The sequence below is a fragment of the Nonomuraea polychroma genome, assembly GCF_004011505.1.
GTDB classification, from domain to species: Bacteria; Actinomycetota; Actinomycetes; order Streptosporangiales; family Streptosporangiaceae; genus Nonomuraea; species Nonomuraea polychroma.
In genome coordinates, this window is sequence record NZ_SAUN01000001.1 from 9,647,390 (window position 1) to 9,665,947 (window position 18,558).

General features: G+C 62.9%; 17 protein-coding genes. 7 read left to right on the forward strand and 10 right to left on the reverse strand.

The window, feature by feature from the left end:
• Window positions 1-133 precede the first annotated feature (133 nt).
• The 3 genes from EDD27_RS44540 to istA are packed head-to-tail and all read right to left on the reverse strand — an operon-like array spanning window position 134 to window position 2,746.
• The gene (locus tag EDD27_RS44540) at window positions 134-544 is read right to left on the reverse strand and encodes a DUF4265 domain-containing protein (protein WP_241564581.1); all 411 of its coding nucleotides are present in this window, start codon (window positions 542-544) and stop codon (window positions 134-136) included.
• Window positions 483-1,262, reverse strand: coding sequence for an IS21-like element helper ATPase IstB (gene istB, locus EDD27_RS44545; protein ID WP_127930604.1), 780 nt, complete (start codon window positions 1,260-1,262; stop codon window positions 483-485). The genes EDD27_RS44540 and istB overlap by 62 nt, the downstream gene beginning before the upstream one ends.
• Window positions 1,259-2,746, reverse strand: coding sequence for an IS21 family transposase (gene istA, locus EDD27_RS44550; protein WP_127930603.1), 1,488 nt, complete (start codon window positions 2,744-2,746; stop codon window positions 1,259-1,261). The genes istB and istA overlap by 4 nt, the downstream gene beginning before the upstream one ends.
• Before the next feature lie 854 nt (window positions 2,747-3,600).
• Between istA and EDD27_RS44560 the strand changes: the two genes are divergently transcribed.
• Entirely contained in the window at window positions 3,601-4,845 is a 1,245-nt protein-coding gene (locus EDD27_RS44560; protein ID WP_127938225.1) for a phosphoribosyltransferase-like protein, read from the forward strand.
• 455 nt (window positions 4,846-5,300) lie between these two features.
• Entirely contained in the window at window positions 5,301-6,179 is an 879-nt protein-coding gene (locus EDD27_RS59080; protein ID WP_421917368.1) for a reverse transcriptase family protein, read from the forward strand.
• Between the two features lie 795 nt (window positions 6,180-6,974).
• Here EDD27_RS59080 and EDD27_RS44570 read toward each other — a convergent pair.
• The 4 genes from EDD27_RS44570 to EDD27_RS44585 form a co-directional block, all read right to left on the reverse strand.
• Window positions 6,975-7,457: a hypothetical protein gene (locus EDD27_RS44570; protein WP_127938229.1), complete on the reverse strand. Its 483-nt coding sequence runs from the start codon at window positions 7,455-7,457 to the stop codon at window positions 6,975-6,977.
• Between the two features lie 325 nt (window positions 7,458-7,782).
• Window positions 7,783-11,196, reverse strand: coding sequence for a DEAD/DEAH box helicase family protein (locus tag EDD27_RS44575; RefSeq protein WP_127938231.1), 3,414 nt, complete (start codon window positions 11,194-11,196; stop codon window positions 7,783-7,785).
• A gap of 45 nt (window positions 11,197-11,241) precedes the next feature.
• The gene (locus tag EDD27_RS44580) at window positions 11,242-12,414 is read right to left on the reverse strand and encodes a restriction endonuclease subunit S (RefSeq protein ID WP_127938233.1); all 1,173 of its coding nucleotides are present in this window, start codon (window positions 12,412-12,414) and stop codon (window positions 11,242-11,244) included.
• Window positions 12,411-13,928 (reverse strand): type I restriction-modification system subunit M, encoded by a 1,518-nt coding sequence (locus EDD27_RS44585; RefSeq protein WP_127938235.1) that lies wholly within the window; start codon window positions 13,926-13,928, stop codon window positions 12,411-12,413. Before EDD27_RS44585 ends, EDD27_RS44580 begins: the two co-directional genes overlap by 4 nt.
• A 143-nt stretch (window positions 13,929-14,071) precedes the next feature.
• Between EDD27_RS44585 and EDD27_RS44590 the strand changes: the two genes are divergently transcribed.
• Window positions 14,072-14,380: a hypothetical protein gene (locus EDD27_RS44590; RefSeq protein WP_127938237.1), complete on the forward strand. Its 309-nt coding sequence runs from the start codon at window positions 14,072-14,074 to the stop codon at window positions 14,378-14,380.
• A 28-nt stretch (window positions 14,381-14,408) separates the two neighbouring features.
• Here the strand turns inward: EDD27_RS44590 and EDD27_RS44595 are convergent, their stop codons facing one another.
• Window positions 14,409-15,143 carry a helix-turn-helix domain-containing protein gene (locus EDD27_RS44595; RefSeq protein ID WP_206641939.1) on the reverse strand — a complete coding sequence of 245 codons (735 nt, stop codon included), beginning with the start codon at window positions 15,141-15,143 and terminating at the stop codon, window positions 14,409-14,411.
• A 156-nt stretch (window positions 15,144-15,299) separates the two neighbouring features.
• Between EDD27_RS44595 and EDD27_RS44600 the strand changes: the two genes are divergently transcribed.
• The 4 genes from EDD27_RS44600 to EDD27_RS44615 all read left to right on the forward strand — a co-directional run bounded on the left by EDD27_RS44600 (window position 15,300) and on the right by EDD27_RS44615 (window position 17,393).
• On the forward strand, window positions 15,300-15,653 hold the full coding sequence (locus EDD27_RS44600) for a hypothetical protein (RefSeq protein ID WP_127938239.1): 354 nt from the start codon (window positions 15,300-15,302) through the stop codon (window positions 15,651-15,653).
• Window positions 15,637-16,119, forward strand: coding sequence for a GntR family transcriptional regulator (locus EDD27_RS44605; protein WP_127938241.1), 483 nt, complete (start codon window positions 15,637-15,639; stop codon window positions 16,117-16,119). Before EDD27_RS44600 ends, EDD27_RS44605 begins: the two co-directional genes overlap by 17 nt.
• Before the next feature lie 58 nt (window positions 16,120-16,177).
• Window positions 16,178-16,612 (forward strand): HD domain-containing protein, encoded by a 435-nt coding sequence (locus EDD27_RS44610; RefSeq protein WP_241564583.1) that lies wholly within the window; start codon window positions 16,178-16,180, stop codon window positions 16,610-16,612.
• 133 nt (window positions 16,613-16,745) lie between these two features.
• The gene (locus EDD27_RS44615; protein ID WP_127938245.1) at window positions 16,746-17,393 is read left to right on the forward strand and encodes a DUF6000 family protein; all 648 of its coding nucleotides are present in this window, start codon (window positions 16,746-16,748) and stop codon (window positions 17,391-17,393) included.
• A gap of 1 nt (window position 17,394) precedes the next feature.
• Here EDD27_RS44615 and EDD27_RS44620 read toward each other — a convergent pair whose 3' ends face one another.
• Both EDD27_RS44620 and EDD27_RS44625 read right to left on the reverse strand, forming a co-directional pair.
• Window positions 17,395-18,048, reverse strand: a complete 654-nt coding sequence (locus EDD27_RS44620) for a class I SAM-dependent methyltransferase (RefSeq protein WP_127938247.1) — start codon at window positions 18,046-18,048, stop codon at window positions 17,395-17,397.
• A 32-nt stretch (window positions 18,049-18,080) separates the two neighbouring features.
• Complete coding sequence (locus EDD27_RS44625) at window positions 18,081-18,557, reverse strand: NUDIX hydrolase (protein ID WP_127938249.1); 477 nt, start codon at window positions 18,555-18,557, stop codon at window positions 18,081-18,083.
• Window position 18,558: the final 1 nt, after the last annotated feature.

An 18,558-nucleotide genomic window follows, 5' to 3' on the forward strand; every position in this document is an offset into this window, starting at 1 on the left:
CTGGCTTCCGTGCCCGTGAACAACCGATCGTTAGGCGCTTCGCCAGGCGTCGGTGATGCAAGACTCCTCGAAGTGCCACCAGCCATCCATTTGGCCTCGCGTCAGTAGCGCCCTTATCTGCCCGAGGTCTGCGTCAGCTGGCACGGTGAAGGCGACCAGGGGGAGCTCCGAGCTGAAGGATTCCCCCGCCCAGGCCGAACGGTGCCAACTGCTCGTGTACGGCCTGTGCGCTTCGCCCCAGCGGTCCATCGGGCACCGGGAGGACCCGGACCGTGCAGTTGCCCGACGCTTCCGCCCGCTCACAGGCCCAGTGAAGACCGTCTTCGTCGGTGATGAAGCGCACCACGTCGCCCTCGGCGACCCCGTCCTGCAGAAATGGGACGTTCGCCACACGGGCTGTGTCCCGGCTCAAGCGCTTGTCAACGGCCAAGTGCGTGTCGCCGCTGGTGGCCACGTAAATGTCCCCAGGGTCGCGGAGTTGACTACTTCTTGGGGAGGCGTTCTGGGCCCCGGCTGCGGGCCTGCCGCATGCGAAACGACTCACCCTCGGTGACCACGACGATGCTGTGGTGCAGCAGCCGATCAAGCAGGCTGACAGCAGTGGTGTGTTCGGGCAGGAAGCGGCCCCACTGGTCGAAGGGCCAGTGCGAGCCGATCCCCAAGGCGCGCCGCTCGTAGGCGGCCGCGACGAACCGGAACAGCAGCTGGGTGCCGGTGTCATCGAGTGGGGCGAACCCCACTTCGTCGATGATGACCAGGTCGGCGCGCAGCAGGTTCTCGATCACGCGGCCGACGGAGTTGTCGGCCAGCCCTCGATAGAGGGTCTCGACGAGTTCGGCGGCGGTGAAGTAGCGGACCTTATGCCCGGCCTGAATGGCGGCAACGCCGAAGGCGATGAGGCTATGGGACTTGCCGGTGCCGGCCGGGCCGACCGCGCAGTAGTTTTCCGCCGCGCGGATCCACTCCAAGCTGGCCAGGTAGTCGAAACTCGCCTGAGGGATCGAGGAAGCGGCGATGTCGAACTCCTCGATCGTTTTGATCACCGGGAAGGCGGCGGCCTTCATCCGCGCCCGGGCGTTGGACTCATCACGGGCGGCCAGCTCGGCATCGATGAGGGTGCGCAGGAACTCTTCGGGATTCCAGCGCTGGGTGCGGGCGGTGACCAGCAGCTCGGGCGCCAGCCTGCGGATCGTGGACAGCTTCAACCGGCGCAGCCCGCTATCGAGATCGGCGGCCAGAGCGGGGACGCTCGCGGCGGTCATGAGGCGTCTCCGATCCGGTCGAGCTTGTCCAGGGTGTAGTCCGCCAGGGAGCGGGTCGGGACGTGCGGCAACTCCAGGACCAGGGCGTCTCCAGGCGGGCGGACCTGCGCCGTGCCGGCTCCGGCGGCCAGGATGGCGCGCACGTCATCGGCGCGCCAGCGGCGAAAGGCGATAGCCCGCTCCAGCGCGGTCAGCAGCGCCGCCTGGCCGTGAGCCGCTTGCAGCGCGGCCAGCTCGACCAGATCAGCGGCCAGGCGGGTGTTGCCGGAGGCGGCTGAGCCGGTCAAGAACGTCTCGGCGATCGGGCCGAGTGCCAGGAACGCCTTCTCGGTCTCGGTGCGGGCGCGGGCGGCCCGGCGCGGCGTGGGCCGAGGGCCGCCGTAATGCTCATCGATGACCGACGCCTCGCCGGGCGGGACCGGGGCGTGATCGGCGACGATCTGTCCGGTGGCCAGGTCCGTGATCAGCAGCCGTCCGGCCGTCTCCACCACGGCGACCCGCGTGCCGATCAGCCGGGTGGGCACCGAGTAGCGGGCCGAGCCGAACCGCACGCACGACAGCCGGTCGACCTTGCGCGTCGCCGGCGGCTTGCCGATCGTCGGACGCAGTGAGGGCAGCGCGGTCAACACCTGCCGCTCGCTGACCAGCCGTTCGGCCGGAACCGCGCAGATCTCCGAATGCACCACGGAGTTGACCTCGGCGCACCATCGGCGGGCCGCGAGGTTGGCCATCGTCAGGTCATCGAACGGCGCCTGCGGCACGACCAGGTCCCGCTTGGCATAGCCGACCAGGTTCTCCACGATGCCCTTCGATTCCGGGTCGGCGGCCTCGCACCAGTCCGGCCGGAAGGCGTAGTGCGTGGCGAAGCGCACGTAGTCGGCGGTCGGGATGACCTTGTTGGCCACCACGCCGCCTTTCAGGCAGCCCATCCGATCGGCGAGCACCACCTTGGGCACGCCACGGAGTTCCTCAAAGCACTCGGCCAGGAAGGCGAGCGTGGTCTCGGCGCGCTCGTTGTCGGCGAAGCGGACGAACCGCACCCGTGACCAGGCCAGCACCGCGCAGAACACGTGCAGCCCGCGCCCGGCATCTCCCCAATCGATGACCAGCATCTCGCCCGGTGTCCAGACTGCCGGCCGCCGGCCGCGCGGGTGCTCGCGCCGCCAGTTCTTCTTCACCTCGGCCACCAGGCGGCGGAAGTTGCGCGCCGACCCGGCATATCCCGCGGCTTGCGCCAGTGGCAGCAGCCGCTTGGCCGAGATCTTCCCCGCGGTGGCCTTCACCTTCTCGACGACCAGATCGGTGACCTCGTCGAAGTTGTGCTCGCGCCGCTTACGGCTCGGCGCCTTGTCCCCGGCCAGCGCCTTGTTGATGATGCGTTTGACGGTCTTGTGCGTGGTGCCGCACATCTCGGCGGCTCCGCGATAGGTGCCTACCTCCCGGTAGGCGGCGATGATGTCCATGACTTCCCCCGCAGACTTCATGGCCGGGCAGACCCCCTGAGCGGTGATCTCGTGACTGGCTGACACCGTCACGATCACCGCTCAGGGCACACCCCTCCTCGCGACACGCGAACAGCACGAAGGAGAAGTGGGGACCTAAACCGGCCGCCAGTGGTGACCTCGAACTGGCCACCTGCGGGGACTTTTACATGGCCACGGACAGCGCTCGGCCCAGAGCCCTTCGGTGTCGTAGGGAAGACAGCCTTCCCGAGGCGTGAACTGGAAACAGACCTTGATCAGGCCTGGCTCTGGAGTGAGGCGTTCCGAGGGGGCTGCAAAGACCATGCCCACATGATCGCGCAGTCTGCTGAGCGTCCCCGTGCTAGCAAGGGTGTTAGCAAGATCTCGAGATTGTCCTGACAAACACTAAGGCCCGCTCCCAGATTCTCCCTGGTAGCGGGCCTTTCGCATATGCGCGGCCGAGAGGACTCGAACCCCTAACCTTCTGATCCGTAGGGAAGGGCAGATGCCTCGTCGACGGCGTCTTGCCCTGCTCAGGTAGTGGATACGGTCCGGTGGCGTGTGATCGTGTGAGACGGTGTTGCTGTACGCAACTGCTGTACACCACTCCCGTGGACACAACCGGCGATTCCTCCACTGGCCAGGGCCTACGTAGGGGCCCGATCCGAGCTTCCGCGTCCTGCCGCCGACTGGCGATCGCCAACCCGGCGATGAGGCGTCGTGGCATGATCGTCCCGTCGGGACGACCTCGAGTTTCTCTCCGGGCCCCTAACACTGCCGCAGGCCGTGCAAGCCCCGCTCATCAGTCCGATCACACGGCCCGCTATCCAGCGTAAGGTGAAGTCTCTGCCGTCACCATCGCTGACCATGTCGACGTGGCAATTCGATCGGATTCACCGATGCAGTTGAGTGAGACTTCCGAAGGCCTCAAGTGGGTTGGCAACTTCCATCCACAAGACCAACCAGCGGCTGCCTTGTTGATCAACAGTATCCGCTATGTTCCTGCCTCCACAATTCGAGCAGGCCTGATGGAGCTGCTGGACACAGGCTTCCGTGAAGGCGTAGTCCAAAGCCCTGCACTGATCCTTCCCCTGAGATCAGGGCGGGAACTCGGGGTGGCTAGAGAGCGAGATGCCGTGGCGTTCGTCAACGCCTTCCCAGGAGCACAACTGCCGATCGCGCCAGGCAGCGAAGCATTCTGCGCTAACGTCATCCGAGAGTTCGTCCGCGCAAATGATGCCGAGTATGAACTTCTTCGGCCTGATGCCAGCATCGACGAGCTACGTCAGAGAAGATGCCGATCCATCGTCTTGCTGAGCGACTACGCTGGGAGTGGCAGGCAGGCCGCAAGTGCATCCGCCCTACTCACCAGGAACGCATCGCTTCGTAGTTGGAGATCATTCCGCTGGCTGCGGATCCACGTTCTGCTGTACGCGGCTTCACCCACAGGGAGCCGTGCCCTGGAGCGCCAACCGAGCATCGACCGTTTGTCTGTCATGACCGTGGCGGACGATTTCGGCAGCGTGGGGTGGACGCAGGAACAGCGTGCTGAGATTGAACGAGTTTGCCGTACCTACGCAGCCGGCAAGTACAAACGGGAAGCCCTCGGCTGGCAACAGAGCGGCGGTCTTCTCGTAATGGAACATACCGTCCCGAACAACCTCCCCGCGGTGCTCTGGCAAACGCGAGGAAACTCTCGCAGGGCCACCACCGAATGGTTTCCGCTGTTCCCTGATCGGACTCTGCCGGGAACACTCCAGCGATACTTCAGCCAGAAGCCCTCACCACAGCAAACGGCTAAGGTGGCGCTGCACACCACTCCAGACGCATCCGCTATCAGTCCCGTCAGTCGCCAGATCGTGCTCATGCTCCAGGCCATCCGGCTGGGTGTCCGCAGCAGGGAGCAACTGGCTAGCCGCGTCGCCATGCCCCTGCCCGGCGTGGACCGGCTGCTCGACCAGATGCGGACTTGGACGCTGGTCGATGATGGTTTTCGACTCACCGACGCAGGTAGGAACGCCCTTCGACTGTCGTACACGGACGAGATGCCTTCATTCGAGTTGATCGGCGACGATAGCGTCTATTACCCTCAACGACTGAGGAGAGCCCGTGAGATCTAGAGTTGTCCGGTGCCGAGAGGGTATCGGCGAGATGGGCGGCTATTTTGCAGCCGCCTGGGCGCACGGCGTAGTCGTGCGCTGCGGACAAGCTCCTGACCGCCTGCCCGGGAAACTCGCCCTGATCCTACGTGAGCCTGGGGTCGAGTTCCCCGCGCTAGCCAGCGGACAAGGGACATCAAAGGTAGATGATCACTGACTCTCCTCATCTCTACCGCGTTCGAGGGCTCTTAGCGGATCACTCCACCGCCCTCATCGAGAACGCAATTGCCCAGGCACATCAGGTCGAAGCAAGGGGCCTGGAAGCGGTCCTGTCCCTGAACCACCTGGCCCGCAGAACTGGCGCTACTCGTAACTATCTGCGTGACATCGTCGAGAGGCGACTGGATCCGTACACAGAGTTTCAGAAGACAAGCAGTACCCGTGCCCGAACGATTTCGGCGCCTAGGCAGCCTCTCATGGAGGTCCAGAGATGGATTCTGCGGAATATCCTCGGTCGAGTTCCGGCAGGCCCGTTCAGTTTCGCGTACGAGCACAACAAGTCGATTACCATGTGTGCGCGTCGGCATCTGGGTTGCAAATGGTTAATAAAAGTCGACCTTCATGACTTCTTCTCCAGCATTGACGAAGTAGCCGTGTACGCTATATTTCACGGGTTAGGTTACCAGGCACTACCTTCCCTTGAGCTCGCGAGAATCTGCACCCGGCAAGGCGTCGGCGCCAGCCACAAGCGCCACTTCCCATCCGCATCAAGAGTGGACAGGTACCAAAGGATCCCCGCGTATTTGAGTCGTGCTCTGGGCTTTCTCCCTCAGGGTTCGCCCACCAGCGGCGCACTGGCGAACCTTGTCATGAAGTCATTGGACGAGCACATCGCCGCGCTTAGCCACCCCTTCGGGTTCGTGTATACCCGCTATGCGGACGATCTCGTTTTCTCTTCCGCCGATCGATTCGATCGAAAGATAGCCATTGGCTTGATTCATCGGGTAACTGATCTCTTGCGCACGCATGAGTTCATCGTCCATCGTGCGAAAACCCGAGTGGTTCCCCCAGGTGCGAAGAAGATCGTGCTCGGCCTGCAAGTTGATGGGGACCGCGTGCGTCTTCCACCCGATGCTCGCCGTCGCATTACCGAGAACATTCGAGGAGTCGAGCGGTTCGGGCTGACCGATCACGTAGCGCATCGCCACTACTCGTCGGTAGTGGGCTTCGTCGAGCGTATGCGTGGTCTCCTCGCATTCTCCTATGACGTTGACAAAGAATGGACCGCACCTGTCTGGATACGATGGGGGGAGGCTCTGGAACGCGCAGGCTATTGGGAGCGCACAGCCTGGTAGGGCGAAGACCTCGAGGAAGGGCGCCTTCGCCGGCGCGCTGACCGGCTTCCGAGAAGCCAGAACGACCGGTGGCATCAAGACCGTGGGTTGCGACCATCCAGCTCTCAGGCGGAGCAATCACCCTGCTCGGCTGATTGAAACCGTGGTCAGGCGCGTGTGTACGGTGGCGCGGATGCGTCGGTGTGTGGGGACGTTCCTGTCAGCGCCGCTGTCACCTCAGCTATGGTCACCCGGTGGCAAGGCCTGACGGAGGAGGGCCTTGCTGGCGATCGCCCCAGCCCGTATGGCGGACACCGAAGTCCGCGATCGTCACGGCCTCAGCCACCGTGCCGCCTTCTATCCGTAGCAGGGGGAGAGACGTCCACCACTGGCCGTCCCGAGCCGAAACGCCTGCTCGGGTAGGACCTCGCCGGGCAAGTTCTCCAGTCCCTTCCGCAGGCGTCCCAAGATCGTTGTTAGCAGCTGTGTTAGCAGGGTCGATTCAACACCCCACGGTCCGCGGCAAAGTGGCTTATGGTCGTCAAACACGCAGTGGCTACCCGCCCCGGCACATCGGATCCGCGAGATTTCGTCGGAGATGGAGCCAGGAAGTGTTCCGAATCCATGGCGAGCAAGGCCCATGCCAAGTGGCCAACCAATAAAGCATGACCTTAGGCCTTTAGGCGAACCGATCAGCCTGTTATGACTGCCTAGCAACTGAAGAGTCTAGCGAAGAGCGAACCTCCAGGTCATCAAATGAAGAGTTCGGGTGAGCAACCGTCAAGGCTCAAGAAGCATTGGCACGGTGAGTGATTCCTATCGATTCTCCAATCGGATCTCGGTCTGGACGAACCTTATGTAATCGGTGATCGCCAAGTTGTTTGCTACCTCCCAAGGCAGACATTCAGTATCGCCATGCTGAGGCAAGGGTACTCTCGGACGATAGCGGGGCCAATCGTTCAAAATCATCTTTTCCGCGATAAGTGCCTGCCATCTCGGCACTTCGATCTTCTGTAATACCTCGCCACCCCGAAGTTCGTGAGCTCGTACGCGATCGAAAATACCAATACCGACCTTCACGAATTGCTCGCCATGCCAATCGGGGAAGGCGATCAGATAAAGGAAGGTGGGGGAGTCGTTACCGAGCGGCAGTTTCCCGAAGTCAATAAACACCCACTTACCGCTATCGGGGTCGATTCCCGCGGCGGTGTAAGGAAGGCTAGGTGCACCGCGAGCCGCCTGCATAACTGGATTTATATAATCCATCTCCAGAAGGATCGGCTCGATCTTGTCGATCAAGAGCATCTCTTTCTTCTGGAATGTCATCTTTTTGTGCTCGCAGTAGCAGCGAGCCGGAGGACCAACAATAGCCGTATTGTACATTCGACGCCTATTGCATATCCTGCATGTGCCGACAACCATTGGGTATGGCAACAAAGGACCGCGGTCGACTAGAATTTTCTCTTCGTGCAGCATTTCCAGTTCTTGTCGCGCTAGGGGAATATGATAAACGCGGGAATAGGCATAGGCGTGCAATATAAAAGGGGTAAGCCTTTGCCTGGTCCCACTGAGGATCGAGAGCGTGGCCATGCGGCATGTGGGGACGTTGATGTTAGCGCTGCTGTCAACTTGCCTCGGCATCCCTCGGGACCGCGGTCTCTTTTACGTGCTTGAGGACGTCCGCGATGACGTGGACATCAGCGATATTGCAAAAGACGACGTCGGGATCCCCGAGGCGCTTGAAGGGTGGTTCATACAGATCGCCGACGTCCAGATAGCCGTTTTTGGTTAGGGAGTCGATGATGAGCTCGATGAAGCTGTACTCGTTCGGAGAGAGGTTGCGGCCCTGCTGGAAGTCGCCGAAGGCGCGAATGGCGGCTTCGCGGCTCAGGCCGGTGATGGAGCGCAGGAAGAGGCCGAATCCTTCATGCTCCTCGGCGATCTGCTCGATGTCGGCCTCGGTGCCGAAGCCCAGGTCGAGGAAGACGCTCTTGAGCTCGTCGAGTTCGGAGCTGGTGATCTGGCGGCCGCGCAGGAGCTTTTGGACGACGAGGTTGTCGTGGTGGCTGCGTAGATAGGTGCGAACTTTCCGTTCGAACTTGGTACGGTCGGTGCCGATTTCCAGGCCTTTGAGCTCGGAGTGGGTGAGCTCGCCGAGCTCGTCTTCGAAGTCCGTGTAGACGACGGCGCGGTGCTTGGTCGGGATGAGCCGAACCAGGCCGCGGATCGTACGGCGCATGGTTTCAAGCATTGACAGGGTGACGTCCTGCCACCAGTCGTCGCCTGCGACGTCGTTGAGGAACTCGGCGTGCCGGGCGACGACAGGGTTGTTGAGCGTGGTGGGGTCGAGCAGGTCCTCGGCGATCCGCTGAACTTGGAGCCTCAGCGCGTCATATCCCGGATCGCCGAGGAGTAGTCCAAGTTGCAGCCGCAGCGCTAGCAGGTCGAACCGTTTGGCCTCCTCGCTGGTGTCGTCGTCCTTGTAGGTCGAGGGCAGGCCGGCCAGCTTCTCCTTGAGATCGTCACGCTTCTCGGCCGTGATCTGCCTCCACGACTCGGTGTCGAGGAACGTATCCACCTCGCGCAGGTGCTGCCGTACCTCGATGTTGTTCCGGTTCATCCCAGCAACTTCGCCTTGCAAGCGAGTGGCCACGTCGTCGCGTACGGCGACATCACCCTCGGTCGAAGGCTGCTCCTGGTCCAGGACGTACAGCAGGTCGGCGCGCTGGGCGAACAACCGCTCGGTCAGCGACTTCTGCGCACGCCCCTGGGTCTCGGGGATATCGGCGTTGAAGTACTCCACGTTGCGGGCCAGGTCGAAGACGAGGAACTGCTCCTTGTTCTGCCCGGGGCCGAACAGGTCCTTACACAGACGCGTACCCCGGCCGATCATCTGCCAGAACTTGGTCTTGGAGCGCACAGCTTTGGCTACGACCAGGTTCACGACCTCGGGGATGTCAATGCCGGTATCGAGCATGTCAACCGAGACCGCCATGCGCAACGCCGAGTCCTTGCGCCGGAACTGGTCGATCAGTTGCTCCGCGCCGCGCGTCTGGTGACTGATCACCCGGGCGAGCTCGCCTCCGTGCTCGGGATAGAGCATGTTGAACCGCTCGACGATGAACTCGGCGTGCCGCTGATTGCGCGCGAACACGATCGTCTTGCCGAGCCGTTCGCCGCCGTCGACGCGGTAGCCATACGTCATGACGGTCTGGAGCATCTTGTCGATGGTGTCCTCGTTGAACAGAAACCGGTTGACCTCGTCGGCGCTGACCTCTGTCGGGGCTCCGCCCTCCTCGTTCCAGTCGAGTTCGTCCCAGCGCGCTTTCTCTTCCTCCGACAGGTCGTCGTAACGAACGCCGCGCTGCGGGAACTTCAGCGGCACGTTGATGGTGAACGGGCCGACCAGGAATCCGTCCTCCTTGGCCTGCTCCAGGTCGTAGACGTCGGTCGGGTTGCCCTCCTCCAGGTTGAAGACCCGGTAGGTGTTGCGGTCGATCTCGTTCTTGGGGGTGGCGGTCAGCCCGACCAACAGCGCGTCGAAGTAGTCGAAGATCGCCCGGTACTTGTTGAAGATCGACCGGTGTGCCTCGTCTACGATCACCAGATCGAAGTAGCCCGGCCCGAACTTGCGTTCGCCGCTGTCGGACACGTTGTTAATCAAGTTGAGCATGGTTGGGTACGTCGAGACGTACACCCGGGCGCTGTCGTTCTTCTCCGTCAGGAGGTTGATCACAGGTGTGCCTGGCAGGTGTTGCTTGAAGGCATTGGTCGCCTGCGTCACCAATTCCTTGCGGTCGGCCAGGAACAGCACCCGCTTGATCCAGCCGGCCTTCTGCAGCAGGTCGACGAGCGCGATAGCGGTCCGGGTCTTGCCGGAGCCGGTCGCCATGACGAGGAGGGCCTGGCGCTGGTTGTTTCGGTCGAAGCGCTCCCCAACGCGACGGATGGCGCGGTTCTGGTAGTAGCGCTCGACGATCTCCTCGTTGATCGGCGTGCTGCTAAGCGCCTGCCGGGATGCGCGCCGAGCAAGCAGCGAATGCAATTCGTCCTTGGTATAGAAGCCCTGGATCGGCCGGGGCGGGTACTTGTTGCCGTCGTCCCAGATCCAGGTCTTGTAACCATTGGTATAGAAGATGACCGGACGCCTACCGAACCTGCGTTCCAGCGCGTCGGCGTACTGCCTGGCCTGCTCCTGTCCTTCTAATGGCGAGTGAGTGGTGGCCTTGGCCTCCACCAGTCCCAGCGGCCTGCCGTCGTCGTCCCACAGGACGTAGTCCACCTTGCCCTTGCCTGACGGGGTCGACGGCAGGCCGTCCACCGGGTACTCCCGGTCTTCCGCCTTGCCCAGCTGCCAGCCAGCCTCCTGGAGCAGCAAATCGATGATGTGGACCCGAGTCTCGGCCTCGTTGTAGTCGTGAGTGTCGCGCCGCTGGGCGTTGAGGAGCTTGGCGGCCTTGATCTGCTCCCGTAGCCGTTGCACTTCGGCGTCCAGGTCCTGGCTGCGTCGCCGCTCCTTGGCCAGCTCCTCCTGCTGCTCGGCGAAACGGGCAGCCATAGCCTGCAACTCGGCCTGCTTCTTCTGTCGTACCGAGGCGGGCTCGGGCACCGGTATTAGCGATACGTCGAAGTCGAGCCCGGACGGCGGAACGTCCGCCTCATGCTGCGCGTAGTTGCGGGCCAGCCAATACAGGACATGAAACAGCTCCGCCGTGGTTCGCGTTGCGTCTCTGCTGTGCACCTGTCTAGCCGAGTGCACCGCCAGGTTTCCCTGCCTGCGAATGACGTCCATCTTCGTCCGCAGGCTCGGACCCGCCAAGCTGACCAACGTCGGCTCGTTGATCATCGCGCTAAGGTCGCGGTGGTAGGGCTCCCGCAGCGTCTCATCGGCCTTGTACAGCCAGTTCAGCGCCAGCTCGATCGTTCGCCGCGCATAGAAGCACGACGTCCGGGGGTCGGCAATCGCTAACCGCTCCGCTCGGATGGCCTCGCGGTACAGCTCCGGCCACTCCGCCTGCAGGAACCCAAAGTTGCTCACGACAACCGCCCTGACCCATCAGTACGGACAGACCTCGCAAGTCTCTCACAGCCTCCCGTGAAATGCGTAAGTCTCCAAGGAGGCACCAAGTTCGGCAATGCGGATAAGTTGCCGTTGCGCCTGCAGCGATCGCTCTTGAATATTTTGCAGGATGGCAACAAATTTTCGCTGTTCCCCAATGGGGATGTCCGGAATGCTGAACTCCCTAATCTGATCGAAGTTGAGGCCAGGCTTTGTTTGCCCGTACTGCATTTGTCTAATCTGGCGCTGCCCTCCGAAAGGGAGGCTTAGATAGAAGGCGAGGAAATGTGGATCGAGCTCATCCAGGCTGGCGCGAAGGATTGCAACATGCTGACTGATATAGCTTCCATCATGCTGTTTCCCAACGGCTGCCACTCTGCCTATGAGAGATCCCGTTATGGTGAGAAGAATGTCTCCGGCAGCAACCCTTGTGCGCCGAGCTTCAGCATTGTCGGGAGCTTTTACATACACCGCATCCCGGTCTGATATTTCGTTCATGCGAACATCTAGCGATCGGATAAATCGCGACCCGGACGGCGCATAATATTTGGCCCAGCCTCGGCCGCCACTTGTAACAAAGTTCAGTCTGGACCCAAGGGGGTGCCGCGATCTTTCATTGTCCGAACCGAACATGTCTAGGAATATCGACCGGGTTAGATCGTCAAGAAGTCCGATTGTCTGTTGTCGCTTGACTTGCAGTTCGTTCGCCCGACGCAGCGTCTCCACGATCCGCTGCTGTTCCTCGATGGGAGGAATTGGAATGCTCAGTTTCTGTAGGTCGCTGATGGGGAAGTTGTCGGCAGTTGTGGCGCGAACCCACGTCAGGATTTGATCTGAACGCTCTTTTATAAAGCGTGCGAGATACTCTGGAAGGATATCCTCTGAGCAGATAAGAGCCTTCATGTCCTGATTAAGAGCGACTGGCACGCTAGCTATTGCGACCGGAACGGTGTGCTTGAGGATCCCGGAGCGCACTACTACTAGGACGCTACCTGCAGGAACCAACTTAGCAGGGCTGTTCTGGAGTCCGGATTCCGTTAGTTTTACTTGAGAATCCGATATGCGCCACGACTTCATATCTTTGGGGGTAACCCACGGAATGCTCCCGCCATAATACTCCCCTTTATCGCGTTTGGGGGTTCCGCCGCCCACGAATTTAGCAATGGAGCCAATCGGAGCTTCTGGCCACTTCGTCATTTCAGGCCCGCCTTCAGGATGGAGAGGCCGGACTGAATTTCGGATTCGATGTTTTCGATATCGGCGATGATATCCAAAGGTGGGCGATGCGTGACCTCCTCGTGGAGGACCTCCTTGTAGCGATTGAGGCTGAGGTCATAGTTCTGGGCAACGATGTCGGCCTTGGGGACAATGAAACTCTGCGCGGTGCGGGGCCGCTCCTGCTCGGAGCCGTCGCGGCGGCCCCAACGGGCAAGAATGTCGGGAAGGTTGTTCATTTCGTGGTCGGCCTCGTTCAGGGCGACCTTGGGGCGTGGCCCTTGCTTCTCCTCGGGGAGTAGCGGCGTTCGCTTGTCGTCGAGACTGTAGCCGTCAGCGGTGAGGTCGTAGAACCACACGTTATCGGTGCCGCCCGCGCTGGTCTTGGTAAAGCAGAGGATGGCGGTAGATACCCCGGCGTATGGCCTGAACACACCCGACGGCAGCTTGACAATGGCGTCGAGTTTGTGGTCCTCGACCAGGATCTTGCGTAGACCTACGTGGGCCTTAGTGGAGCCGAACAGTACCCCGTCCGGGACGATGACGGCAGCCCGACCGCCGGGCTTGAGCAGCCGCAGGAACAGGACCAAAAACAGCAGTTCGGTCTTCTTGGTCTTGACAACCTGGAGCAGGTCCTCGGCTGTGGTTTCGAAGTCGAGGCTACCCGCGAATGGTGGGTTGGCCAGGATCAAGGAGTACCGCTCGGTCTCGTCTGCGACATTCTGGGCCAGAGAGTCGCGGTAACGGATGTCGGGCTGTTCGACCTCGTGCAGCAGCATGTTCATGCTGGCGATCCGGAGCATGGTGGAATCGAAGTCGAACCCGTGGAACATGCTGTTGTGGAAGTGTCGCTGCTGGTTGCGCTCCAGCAGGGTCTCGGAGTGCTCGCGCTGGACGTACTCGGCCCCGGCCACCAAGAACCCTGCGGTCCCGCAGGCCGGGTCACAGATCTCATCTCCGGGGCTCGGGTTCATCATCTCGACCATGAGCTGGATGATGTGCCGAGGGGTACGGAACTGGCCGTTCTGCCCAGCTGTGGCGATCTTACTGAGCATGTATTCGTACAGGTCGCCCTTGACGTCCCCCTGATCGAGGGGCAGTTCGGCCAGTATGTCTACGGCCTTGGTGAGCAGGTTCGGCGTGGGGATGGTGAATCGGGCGTCCTTCATGTGGTGGGAGTAGGTGGACTCCTTGCCACCGAGCTCTCGCAACCATGGAAATACCCGGTCGGCGACGGTCTTGTACATTTGGTCCGGCTGCTTCTCGGTGAACACCGACCAGCGCAGGTCCCTTGTATCGGCCGTGTAGATCGGGTTCTCTATCGGCTCACCGGTAAGGTTGGCCCTACGCTCCTTGCTGGTCTGGATGCCATCCAACCGCTTGATGAACATCAGGTAGGTGATCTGCTCGATCACTTCCATGGGGTTGGAGATCCCGCCGGACCAGAAAGCGTCCCACAACTTGTCGATCTTGCTGCGTAGCTCGCCCGTAATCACGCTGCGGAGCATAGTGCAGGCCAGTCACAACAGACGGGTTGTTCCCGGCCCTGCCGGTCCCGCCTTGCTTGCCGCTCCTCGGTTCAGGCGGGCTTAAGATCCTTTCATTCGCACCAGGCATGGTCGGCATCTCCTCATGTGGCATGAGCAGCCGCGCCGGACCGGACGCCTGGATCAATTCGCGTTCGCGTGCGAGCATTCCGGTGACCTTCCCCCTGCTTGGTTGTCGTATCCGCACTCGCCTTGGCGAGCTTGACCGCTTCGTCCTGATCGCTGTCCTTGCCGCGGTGCTTTCCAACCGTCTAAGCCCCCCTCTTCTGCGGCTGGGAGCGCGCGGGCGGCGCCGGTCGGGACCGGCCGAAGAGCCGCAGCCCGGCCGGCGGACCGACCAGCGCGCGATGCGGGCCGCGAAGCGGGCCGCCTTGATGATGTGTAGAGAAGTTGCTTTCTGATCTTGCTTGATGACAGTTCGTTGCTGGTTCAGCCGTCATGCCGGTAGGGCTGGCTGGTGTCCCATACGCGTTTGAAGCAGGTGAGGTATGTCCTTGCTGGGCCGTGGGCGTCGGTGTGGTGGAGGTGCATGACGGGGGCGTCGGCTGCTGGGGTTGCGTAGGCGTGTGTGTTGACGAGGAGGTCGTCGTCGGCTCGGTAGATCGAGCTGTAGAGCACGGTGTGGTGTAGCCGGATCTCGATGCCTTCGTCGGCCATGAGGGGGCGGTAGAGGGCGAGTGCGTTGCGGATTCGTGCGGACATGACGTCGGGGCCGATGCCTTCGTCGGTTCCTCGGGTGGCCACCTCGGGGCTGGTGGGGTCGCCAAGGAGGATACGGACGTTGACGCCCACGCTGGCGCGGTCGGCGAGGATGTGGAGAAGTCCGGGGTCCTCGGCGATGAACAGAGCGCTATAAGCCAGGATGCCTATGTTCTCGTTGGCGCTCTGGAAGAGGTCGCGCCAGACGGGGTGTGGGACGGCCCAGCGGTGTGGGTAGACGGCTTGGACCTCGGTGGAGAGGGCTCGCTGTCGTGGGGCGACTTGGGGCCAGAGGTCTGCTTCGTCGACGTGGAGGAGGTCGGCGACGGCCCAGCGGTGGCGTGGGTAGGGGATGCGGCCTTTGAGCCAGCGGTGGACGGTTTTGGGGTCGACGGCGAGTGCTGCGGCGAGGTCTGTTGGCTGGAGGCGGGCGGTGGCCAGGGCGTGGCGGAGGTTGTCGTTCATGAGGGTCGCCTGCTCCTCTCGGAAGCCGTCCTTGCCTGGGACGTTAACACGAGACGTCCCTAGACGTCCCTGGGTTGCGGTGTTCCGGCCCCCTGCTGTGGAGCGACGCTCGAACGCGAACAGAGACCGGACGTATCCGCAGTCAGGAGAGTGAGCATGCGGACGAGTCAGAGCGTCAAGGAGCAGCAGAGGGCGTACGCGCAGCGGTTGCTGACCGCGCTGCGCGAGGAACTGGCCCTGCGTGACGTCCCGGCGGTGCTGGTGGTGGCCGAGGACGGGCGGCCGGCTCTCGATGTGACCGACAGCCGGTGCAGGATGCGGCGGGTGTTCGTGCAGCTGCCGTTCTGCTGGTTCTACTGGGGCGACCAGAGCGACGAGCGGGTGTCGTTCCTGAAGATGCCGATAGCGGTGGACCGGATCGAGCAGGCCGCGCGGGAAGGGTGGCACGAGGGCGAGCAGGGCGAGCTCAGCATCGACCTGGACAAGATCGTCGATGCCTACCGCGGCTGATCCGGTGGCCGCCGGAAAGTGGCTGACTGGAGGCCGGGTCTACACCCAGATCGCGGACCGGCTCCGCGAGCAGATCGCCACGGGAGCGTTCCGGCCGGGCGAGGCGCTGCCGTCTGAAGCGGCGCTGTGCGAGAAGTTCGGAGTGGCGCGCAACACCGTACGGCGTGGCCTGGCGCTCCTGGAAGGCGAAGGGCTGGTCAGGACCGTTCCCTCTAAGGGGCGGATCGTGACCGTGGCCGGCGGGCAGGCCGCCCCGTATCGCTATCAGGTGATCGCCGCCGAGCTGCGTGCCCGGATCGAGGACGGGCAGTTGCCGCCCGGCGGGGCGCTGCCGAGCGAGGCTGACCTGCGGCGGCATTACGCCGCCTCGCGTAACACGGTGCGGCAGGCGCTTGCCGTGCTGGAGCGTGACGGCCTGGTCGTGGCCGAGCATGGGCGGGGCCGGTTTGTAAGCCGTTCCGAGTGAGACGTCTTGAGACGTCCCGCCTTGCCCTCTAGATCCGGCCAGGCCCGGCACGCCTATCGTGAGCGATGTGGGACAAGCTGAATGGGCGCGCGACCTGGCCGAAAACCTCCTAGCCGAGACCCTGCCACGACGGTGGGCGCACACACAGGGCGTCGCGCAGAGGGCCGCGTCGTTGGCTCCGATCCTCGGCGAGGAGACCGACACCCTGATCGCGGCCGCGTATCTCCACGACGTCGGCTATGCCCCTGATCTGGTCGACACCGGGTTCCATCCACTGGATGGCGCCCGCTACCTGCGCGATGTCGCCAAGGCCGATGACACGCTGTGCCGCCTGGTCGCGCACCACTCGTGCGCGGTGAACGAGGCGCTGGAACGCAAGCTCTTCGATGCGCTTACGGCCGAGTTCGACGAGGAACGCCCAGAACTGGTGGAGGCGCTGACCTACTGCGACATGACCACCGATCCCGATGGCACCCATCTCGACGTCACCTAGCGCCTTGCCGAGATCCACACACGCTACGGTCCCGAGCATCTCGTCTCGCGGTCGATCACGGCGTCGACGCCGTGCATCCTGGCCGCGGTCCGTGCCGTAGAGGCGGCGTTGAGCGCTCGGACATGATGGCCTGATGCGCCTGCCGATTCCGCCGGATGATCAGATGATGGCGCTCGCCAAGCGCTATGTCAGCCCCGGCATGGGCAATGTCCGCCGCTACCTCAAGCTGCTGCACGGAAACTTCCTCACACTGCCGACGCCGGCGTTCCTCTGGTTCGCCCGGTCGCTGGCCAGGGATGCGCGGAACATCGCGGACGACGATCTGCGGGTCCTGCTGGACAGCGAGTGGCGGGCCCGGCTGACGGCGGCCTGGTTGATCGGCATGGACCGGCGCACACAGTTCCGCGAGGAGCTCGGCGAACTGCTCTTGGAGAGCGAACTCCTCTACGCCGGCCAGGGGTACTGCTTCGCGCTGGCCCGCTTCGGTGAAGAGCGCGACGCGGAGATCCTCACGGCGTACCTGGATCGCTGGCTGCCGGAGACGTCCTGGCCCTACAACCAGGACGATGCGATGGGGGCTCTCCTCTACCTGGACGAGTTGCACTCGGCAGAGCGCTCAGCTCGCTTCCTCATCCCCGGCGGCCTGTGGCAGAGCTCGGCCGTGGCGGACGTAGACCCTGCCGGCCAGAAGGAATACATAGGCCTGATCTGCGAGTTCGCTGCAAGCTGTATGAGCGGTAACCTCGCTCGCTGGCTTCCGAAGAGACGGCACGCCCAATGATCTAGCCGGTCTTGCTGGCCAGCAGGAACACCCTCGGAAAACCGCGCCTTGCATCCTGATCGCCAGAAAACACCAGCCGGGCCGTCTCGATGATGCTCCGCTCACGGAGCATGCCGGAAATCATGTCGGTAGACCATCGGTAGGCCAGCGCAACGACGTGGTCGTACGACTCGGCCACCTGGGGCGACGGCTCGTCAGTCGCCGAGAAGGAAAGCAACACATGCCCGCCCGGTGCAAGCACGCGGCTGAACTCGTCGAACAACTCGTGCACCCGCTCAGGCGGGGTGTGGATGATCGAGTAGTGGCTGAAGACGCCACCGACACTGCCGTCCGCAAGCTCCAGGGCGAACATGGAGCCGACCTCGAACCGGATGCCGGGATGCTCCTGGCGGGCCTGTTCGACCATCCCCGGCGCCAGGTCGATGCCCAACACGGGAAGTCCCCGCGCGTGGAGGTAGGCCGTGTAGTGTCCTGGCCCGCACCCGAGATCAGCGATGGGCCCGGCGTCCGTCGCCTTCACCAGATCGGCGAAGGTGTCGATGAGGGCTCGGTCCAGCGGCTGGTCCGCCAGGGGATCGCGGAAGAGCGCGCTGTACTCCGCCGCCCTCGCGTCGTAGGCGCTGCGAGTCGTTTCAAGGAAGCCGGCTGCGGTCACAGTCGATCAAAGTACCCGACCCGGGCTGGCGTTCAGCCGATGTACGGCAGGCCGGTTCCGGTCAGGTAGTGCTCGATCCGCATCTGCATTGACCGGTCCATCTGAAGCTCTGCCACCTGGTCGCGCGGGATCCAACGCACCTCGCGGGACTCGTCGCTGGGGGTTGGCTCACCGTGGACGGCTCGGGCGGTGAGGAGGATGGAGAACTCTTGGCGGGCCTCGCCGTTGCTGGTGTAGAGGATGACGTGGCGGGGGTCGCTGTAGGTGCCGACGAGACCGGTGATCTCGCAGGTGATGCCGGTCTCTTCGAGGGTTTCGCGGACGGCTGCCGCTGGGATGGACTCGCCCAGGTCGATGGCTCCGCCGGGGACAGCCCAGTTGTCGTTGTCGGTGCGGCGGATCATCAGCAGGTCGCCGACCTGGTTAGTGACGATGACGTTGACGGACGGCACCAGGCTGTTGGGTTCGGGCGCGTCGGGGTCGTCGTAGAAGTCGATCCGCTGGCCCATG

Coding starts and splice junctions, on each gene's coding strand:
- istB (WP_127930604.1), bottom strand. CDS start 1,262: ATGACCGCCGCGAGCGTCCCCGCTCTGGCCGCCGATCTCGATAGCGGG.
- istA (WP_127930603.1), bottom strand. CDS start 2,746: ATGAAGTCTGCGGGGGAAGTCATGGACATCATCGCCGCCTACCGGGAG.
- EDD27_RS59080 (WP_421917368.1), top strand. CDS start 5,301: ATGGAGGTCCAGAGATGGATTCTGCGGAATATCCTCGGTCGAGTTCCG.
- EDD27_RS44580 (WP_127938233.1), bottom strand. CDS start 12,414: ATGACGAAGTGGCCAGAAGCTCCGATTGGCTCCATTGCTAAATTCGTG.
- EDD27_RS44590 (WP_127938237.1), top strand. CDS start 14,072: ATGAGCAGCCGCGCCGGACCGGACGCCTGGATCAATTCGCGTTCGCGT.
- EDD27_RS44595 (WP_206641939.1), bottom strand. CDS start 15,143: ATGAACGACAACCTCCGCCACGCCCTGGCCACCGCCCGCCTCCAGCCA.
- EDD27_RS44600 (WP_127938239.1), top strand. CDS start 15,300: ATGCGGACGAGTCAGAGCGTCAAGGAGCAGCAGAGGGCGTACGCGCAG.
- EDD27_RS44605 (WP_127938241.1), top strand. CDS start 15,637: ATGCCTACCGCGGCTGATCCGGTGGCCGCCGGAAAGTGGCTGACTGGA.
- EDD27_RS44615 (WP_127938245.1), top strand. CDS start 16,746: ATGCGCCTGCCGATTCCGCCGGATGATCAGATGATGGCGCTCGCCAAG.
- EDD27_RS44625 (WP_127938249.1), bottom strand. CDS start 18,557: ATGGGCCAGCGGATCGACTTCTACGACGACCCCGACGCGCCCGAACCC.